Raw genomic sequence first — 7,114 nt, 5'->3', positions numbered from 1 at the left:
TGATCAACAGGTGGCTCTTTTTGAAAAATCAAGGTACAGATGATTACCTACTTACGGAGAATTTACAAGTATTGCAGGTGACATCTTAACTTTGGCATGCTCAAATGTTACAATTACTGATACATTGAGCCAGTATGTAGATACAACAGCTAATACAAAAATCAAAGTAAATATTGCAAAGAAAAACGCAACTGGTTACACAAATGTGTCAGGCGTTGGACGTGAATTTACATTAACAGATGGTTCTTTAGCTGCCAGTGATGTTTACGAAGGTACTACTAAAATTGCTACGGTAAGTTACAATAAAGATACGAAAACCGCAACACTAAAATTTGAAGATAATTATACTTTCCAAAAAGACTACTATTATTATCTGTCCATTACAAATGTTGTGCCAAACCAGACTGCATTTGATGAATATCAAAAGAAAGCTTATCCTAACAAAGGTGATAAATACACAGATGCATCTTCAGATGGTTATTCTGCAGTTGAAACTGGAACATCATCAGAAAAGGCAGGTTTCTATTCAAACAACGCAGCAACGATTTCTTATAAGTGGAAAGACAGCAATGTTACAGAAAATTATAAGAAACCAGTTGTTCAAGTTGAACAGATTACAGTCAAAAAAAATTGGGTGGGAAGTGATCCAAAGAAAACCATTTTAGTACAGTTAGTTGATAAAACTGGAAATCCGGTTTCAGGACGCATTCTTGAATTGTTACCTGGAAATAATTACAGCGGTTCTTTCACTGTAGAAGAAGCAGATAACTATGGCGGTGTTCGTGAGCTGAAGCTGGATGACACAAACGGGACAATTGATTATAAGGATCATAAGTACAGCATGATCGAATCAGATGAAACAACAACTATCAGCGGAACGACATACACAGTAACTTATAGTAAATCTGGTAATCGTTACACCATTACAAATACTAAGAGTGCTCAGAAAATTAAAATTCTGAAAACAAGACATGCAGAAGGTACACCGGATATTTATCTGGAAGGTGCAGAATTTACTCTGGTAGACAGTAATGGAAAAGTAGTAAAGATTGGCACAAATACAAATGGAACTTACATTTCAGATGCAAATGGTCTAGTCTTGGAAGGCGATATTGCTTATGGTACTTATACACTGACTGAGGTGAAAGCACCATCAGGTTATACCAAGCTGGCAAATCCTATCACTGTAACAGTAAATGATGAAGGTATTACCGTTTCAGGAAATACAAATGTAAAGGTTAAAATAACAAATAATACCTACGTCATTACAGTGGCAAATGATTTGCTTTATGAACTGCCTCACACCGGAGGCACCGGAATTTACTTGTATATGATTGGCGGCATGTTACTTATGTTCGCAGCCGTATGGATCTTATATAAAAACAAATGCAAGGAGGTGCTGGGAAAATAATTGTAAGGATTAATTTTTCAGTGACTTCTTGCCACACAAAAACGTTATTATCCCATATGAGGGGACAATAAAAAATGGGCAAAGCCCTTAAAAAGAAAAGGAGACAACAATATGAAGAAGATGAAAAAATTATTTGCAGTGTTATTAACACTGGCAATGGTACTCGGAATGAGTATGACATCATTTGCAGCGCAGATTACAGACTCTTATAAAAACTCAATTACTGTAACTAATCTTGCACAAGGTGTAAAAACAAATGTAAGCTTAGTTAATATCATTTATCTGAACGATAATAATGGTAATCAGGAATGGACAGTTGTTGATTGGGCTAAAAATTATATCGAAGTTGATACAACAACAGGTAATTATAAGATTAAAAGTGATCAGAAAAACGCACTGAAAGATGCAGCAAAAACCCAAACACCATTTGCCGCATATACAGGAGAGACTGCTATTGAAGGAACAAGTTGTACATTTAATGAGGTTCCAATCGGAGCCTATGTAGTTGTTGCAGACGATACAGCAGGTGTTTATGGATTAATGGTTACTAATACATATGATAGAGATGGCAAGGTTTATATGGCATCTAAGGCAGCTAATGTAACTGCTAAACTTGAAAAATACAATGTTAACAAAACTGCTTCTGATAGATTTGTTCATAGAGGTCAGACTGTAACTTTCACTATTTCAACACAGATGGCTCCAAAATCAAACGAATCTGGTGCTGAACTGAAAAACTTTACGGTAAAAGATAAACCAGTAAATTTAAAGATTACAGATCTGAAATCTGTTTCTATCAGTGGAACTCCTATTTCAGCCGAACAGCTTGCAAAACTTCCTGTTACAAACACTATTAATTCAACAACAGGCTGCACAACAGAGTACGTTGTAGATTTATCAAGTCTCATTGAAGCAACACCAGCTGGTGCAACTGTTGAAATAACATATGATGCAATTGTAATGTCCGATACTGATTATTCTAACGAAGCTACTGTAACTGCCGATACTGTAACTTATGAAAAGGGTAACACAAACGGTACAGAAGGTGCTATTACAATCAAAAAGACTGATAACAATCATACTGGTTTGAAAGGTGCTGAATTCAAACTGTTAAAAGCTAAAAACGATGGAACAACAGAAGAAGTTTCCGTTGTAAAAGTATCTGATGGTGTTTATAAACATGCACTTGAAGGAGAGACTGGGGCTACAACTACGATGGTTGTTGCTAATGATGGTACATTATTAATTAAAGGTCTTGATGAAGGAACATATTCATTCCAGGAGACCAAAGCACCAGAAGGCTATAAACTTGTTACAGATCTTAAATCTGCAACAATTGAAGATGGACACACAGTAACTGTTGATGCTGGTGAATTTGTTAACACTAAACTTTCTTCCCTTCCATCAACCGGTGGTATCGGTACTACAATCTTCACAATCGCTGGATGCCTCATCATGATCGCAGCAGCTGGCTTATTCTTCGCAAGCCGCAAGAAATCAGACAACAAATAATTGCAATAATTATTTATAATCAGATATCGAATCCGGGGCAGGTCGCCCCGGATTCCTAAAAAATAATACAACAGCAAGGAGAGTTCGGATGAAACGCAAAGCAAACAAACTTATTATTGGCATCATATTTTTAGCCGGGTTGTCCTTACTGCTGTATCCATTCGTTGCAAACCAGTGGAATAACTACAGGCAAAAGCAATTGATCAGCAGTCATGAACAAACTGTATCCGAAAAGAATGCAGCACATGAGATTGATTATGACGCAGAACTGCAGAAAGCAGAAGCTTACAACGAAGCATTACTTCCAAGTATCCTTCCTGATTCATTTGCAGTAGCCGCAGCCAGTGACAAAGAAGACCAGTCCTACATGGATGCTCTGAATATTGCCGGTGACGAGATGATGGGAATCGTGGAGATCCCGAAGATTGACATCAAGCTTCCGATCTACCACACTACCGATGAAGATGTTCTCAAACAGGCAGCCGGACATCTGGAAGGAAGCTCTCTTCCAATTGGCGGTAAAAGTACACACGCCGTTATCTCCGCACACCGTGGACTTCCGAGTGCGTCTCTTTTTACCGATCTGGATCAGCTGGAAGAAGGCGATCATTTTCTGATCCATGTATTAAACGAAACATTATGTTATGAAGTCGACAAAATTTCCGTGGTAAAACCGGAGGAAACTTCCTCTCTTGCAGTAGAGGAAGGAAAAGATCTTGTAACACTTCTTACCTGTACTCCATACGGAGTCAATACCGAGCGGCTTCTGGTTCGTGGTCACAGAGTACCTTATGTGGAACAGGAAGTTGCCGATGAGAAGACACCACTCAGCGGAATCAGTCTTCATACAAATTATCTTTTATGGGTAATTATTGGTCTTGTAATTACCACAATCTTCATCCTTGTGTTATACTTAAAGGAAAAGAAGCTTCAAAAGAAGAAAAATGAGACCTCTTAAAAAGAGAATAAGAACGAGAAAGGGAATATGCCTATGAAAAGAAAAATCTCAACCTTCCTTTTCGGTCTGTTATTCTTGATAGGATTTGGGATTCTGATCTACCCGACGGTATCCAACCAGTGGAACACCTACAGACAGAATCAGCTGATCAGCAGCTATGACAATACAATACAGGACATGGAATCAGAGGACTTCACATCCGAGTGGGAGAAAGCAAAAGCTTTCAATGATACCATTCAGCAGAACAACCTCTACGGAGATGTATTTGGTGAAGATGAAAATGACATCAAAGACACCGAATACTGGAAGATCCTGAACGTTGCAGATGACGGAGTAATGGGATATCTTTCCATTCCGAAAATCAACATCAAGCTTGCCATTTACCATGGCACCGGTGATGATGAACTTCAGACAGGAGTCGGACATCTGAACGGCACAAAGCTTCCGATCGGAGGGGAGAGTACCCACAGTGTTCTCGCAGCTCACCGTGGACTTCCAAGCGCAAAGCTTTTTACCGATATCGATCAGCTCAAAGTTGGCGATAAATTTTACATCCATGTACTGGATGAAGTCCTTGCCTACAAGGTAGACCAGATTCTTCCGATGGTAGACAAAGACGATCATGAAACACTGGAGAAAGCACTCCAGATTGAAGAAGGAAAAGATCAGGTAACTTTATTTACCTGTACACCATACGGAGTCAACTCCCATCGTCTTCTCGTAAGAGGAACCAGAGTTCCATATAACGGCGAAGAGGATGCTACCGAATCAGTTACAGATTCTATGGTAAAAGCCATTCAGAATTATTATATGCTCTATTTAATTTTAGGACTTTCAATCACGATTCTTGTGATCATTCTCTTAAGATTTCTTTCCAAGAGAAACGCTCACAAAGAATAACCAAGATTTCTTAAGGAGGACATGAGGCGATGATGAATAAACGATTAAAACAAGGAACAACGTTTTTGTTAGCTCTCGCTCTTGCATTTCCGCTTCTCACTCTGCCTGGTGCCAGAGCTGCGAATGCGATTGAGACGAACCGGAAGTGTTCGGTTGCATTTAATGTAAGCGGAGAAGACAACGAACTGACAGCTGATGGCACTGACATTATAGTGAATCTTTATAAGGTGGCGGATGTAGACGTATCCGGTAACTATACCGCAACTAAAGATTTCACCGGACTTAATGTATCTTCGGTAAGTGCCGATGATAAAGATGCAGCAGCAAGCGAATGGGCTGACCGTGCCAAAGAGGCACAGAAGATGCTGAAAGAGTCCGTAGAACCAACCGCTACGGTTACTTTAGCAGCTGGGACCGGAAGTCTGGCTGATCTTGCTACAGGACTTTACCTTGTAGATACACCGGAAGTAGTTACCACGAATTATACCTATACCTTTACCCCTTACCTGGTATCACTTCCGACCAACAATTATTACAGCAATGGTAACGATGACTGGATCTACGATCTGACCAAAGAATACAACAGTGCAGTTGGTCTGAAACCGGAAGAACATGCAAGATATGGTGATCTGAAAATCAATAAAACACTTGCACATCATAATGCAACAACCGGCAAGAAAGCAACCTTCGTATTCAAGATTGAGATTACACCTCTTAAGGGTAAAACAGAAACCCGCATCGAATCACTTGACTTTGAGGCCGCAGGTGACTCTTCCGTAACAATTACAAAGATTCCTGCAGGAGCTACAGTAAAGGTTACAGAAGTCTACAGCGGTGCAAGCTACAAGCTTATCTCAGAAAATGATCAAGAGACAACGATTGTAGCAACCGATAAAGATGCAAAAGGCGATCCGGCATCCGTTTCCTTTACAAATGATGTCGATGACAATATGAATGGCGGCTACGGTGTAAAAAATAATTTCAAGCTGGACGAAAATGGTCAGTATCAGTACACCGAACCGGCAGAAAAGAACTAGGAAGGGGGAGTCGGAATGAGAAAGTTACATAAGAAACCACTTATCATGGCAGCGGCAGCACTTGCTCTTACCGGAACCCTGGCAGTTGGAAGTGCAATGGCATACTTCACAACTTATACAACAGCCGGTGGCGGTGTGACGATGAATATGGGATTTACCGAAACCATCCCTAACGAAACAGTCGATAAAGATGGCAAGCACGTCACCATTACAAATACCGGTGATTATGATTGCTTCGTAAGAGTAACAGCATTTGCCCCAATGGAACTTACCTATACTGCTCCGAATGGCGGATGGAAAGCCGAAGATGATGGTTATTGGCACTATGAAGGCGTTCTTCCGGCAGACGAAACCACACCGGAACTCAATATCTCTTACAAATTCCCAGAAGGGAAAGATAAACCGGAAGAATTCAATATCGTGGTTATCCAGGAATGCACACCGGTTCTTTACGATGAAAATGGAAACCCATATGCAGACTGGAATCATGTAATCACAACTGAGACAACAGAAGACAGTAAAACCACAGAATAGGAGGGAACGAAGATGAAAAAGAAAAAGAAATCATTTCCAAAAAAATCGGCCCTGCTTCTGACAGCATCAGCGCTCCTGTTGATTGGCAGTACTGTCGGCAGTACACGTGCCGCACTCACATACTACAGTGAGAATTATTCCGCACAGATCGAGATGCAGAATATCGGTGTATCTCTTTTAGAGAATGGCGATGTCGTCAGCAGCCAGGATTTTACATCTAAGAACCAGAAAGAAGTAAAAGACGGGGAACTCCTGACAGGCCTTCTCGGAAAAGATGAAAAATTCGCACCTGGAAAGAAATACAAAGAAGAGCTCAGTGTTCAGAACAGCGGTAACATCGACACCTTCGTGCGTGTGATCCTTACCAAGAGCTGGCAGAACAAAGAGGGCAAGAAGAACACCACTCTTTCACCAGATCTGATCGAACTGAATTTCCTTACCGCTAACGGCTGGGTAGTTGCAGATCAGCAGACCACAGACGAAAGAACCGTTCTTTATTACACAAAGGCAGTAAAAGCCGGAGATACCACACCGGCATTATCTGACACACTCCGCATTGATCCGAAGATTGCAACAGAGGTAGAGAAAACAGTAAAGGACAACACCATTACTTACACATACAAGTATGGCAACTATACGTTCCACATCGATGCAGAAGTAGATGCAGTACAGACACATAACGCAAAAGACGCCATCAAGAGTGCCTGGGGTGTAGATGTGAATGTATCAGATGACGAAACCAGTTTAAGCTTACAGTAGGGA

The 7,114-nt window shown here is 40.6% G+C and carries 7 protein-coding genes; all 7 read left to right on the top strand.

The genetic code is table 11. The annotated features are described in order from the left end of the window. Window positions 1-91 precede the first annotated feature (91 nt). The 7 genes from G4407_RS09680 to G4407_RS09650 all read left to right on the top strand — a co-directional run bounded on the left by G4407_RS09680 (window position 92) and on the right by G4407_RS09650 (window position 7,111). Window positions 92-1,411, top strand: coding sequence for a DUF7604 domain-containing protein (locus G4407_RS09680; RefSeq protein WP_173688732.1), 1,320 nt, complete (start codon window positions 92-94; stop codon window positions 1,409-1,411). A 111-nt stretch (window positions 1,412-1,522) separates the two neighbouring features. Next, a complete protein-coding gene (locus tag G4407_RS09675) occupies window positions 1,523-2,923 on the top strand; it encodes a SpaA isopeptide-forming pilin-related protein (protein ID WP_173688731.1) in 1,401 nt (466 codons plus the stop codon). A gap of 88 nt (window positions 2,924-3,011) precedes the next feature. Further along, window positions 3,012-3,881: a class C sortase gene (locus tag G4407_RS09670; RefSeq protein WP_055248743.1), complete on the top strand. Its 870-nt coding sequence runs from the start codon at window positions 3,012-3,014 to the stop codon at window positions 3,879-3,881. Between the two features lie 33 nt (window positions 3,882-3,914). After that, the gene (locus G4407_RS09665; protein ID WP_055248788.1) at window positions 3,915-4,781 is read left to right on the top strand and encodes a class C sortase; all 867 of its coding nucleotides are present in this window, start codon (window positions 3,915-3,917) and stop codon (window positions 4,779-4,781) included. Window positions 4,782-4,810: 29 nt separating this feature from the next. Continuing rightward, entirely contained in the window at window positions 4,811-5,818 is a 1,008-nt protein-coding gene (locus G4407_RS09660) for a DUF5979 domain-containing protein (RefSeq protein ID WP_173688730.1), read from the top strand. Window positions 5,819-5,833: 15 nt separating this feature from the next. Continuing rightward, window positions 5,834-6,352, top strand: coding sequence for a hypothetical protein (locus tag G4407_RS09655; protein ID WP_173688729.1), 519 nt, complete (start codon window positions 5,834-5,836; stop codon window positions 6,350-6,352). A gap of 12 nt (window positions 6,353-6,364) precedes the next feature. Continuing rightward, window positions 6,365-7,111, top strand: a complete 747-nt coding sequence (locus tag G4407_RS09650) for a hypothetical protein (RefSeq protein ID WP_173688728.1) — start codon at window positions 6,365-6,367, stop codon at window positions 7,109-7,111. The last annotated feature ends 3 nt before the right edge of the window (window positions 7,112-7,114 follow it).

The sequence above is a fragment of the Allocoprococcus comes genome (assembly GCF_013300725.1).
GTDB classification, from domain to species: domain Bacteria; phylum Bacillota; class Clostridia; order Lachnospirales; family Lachnospiraceae; genus Allocoprococcus; species Allocoprococcus comes_A.
Note: the sequence above shows the minus strand (reverse complement) of the source record. Positions and strands in the feature narration are given on the sequence as shown.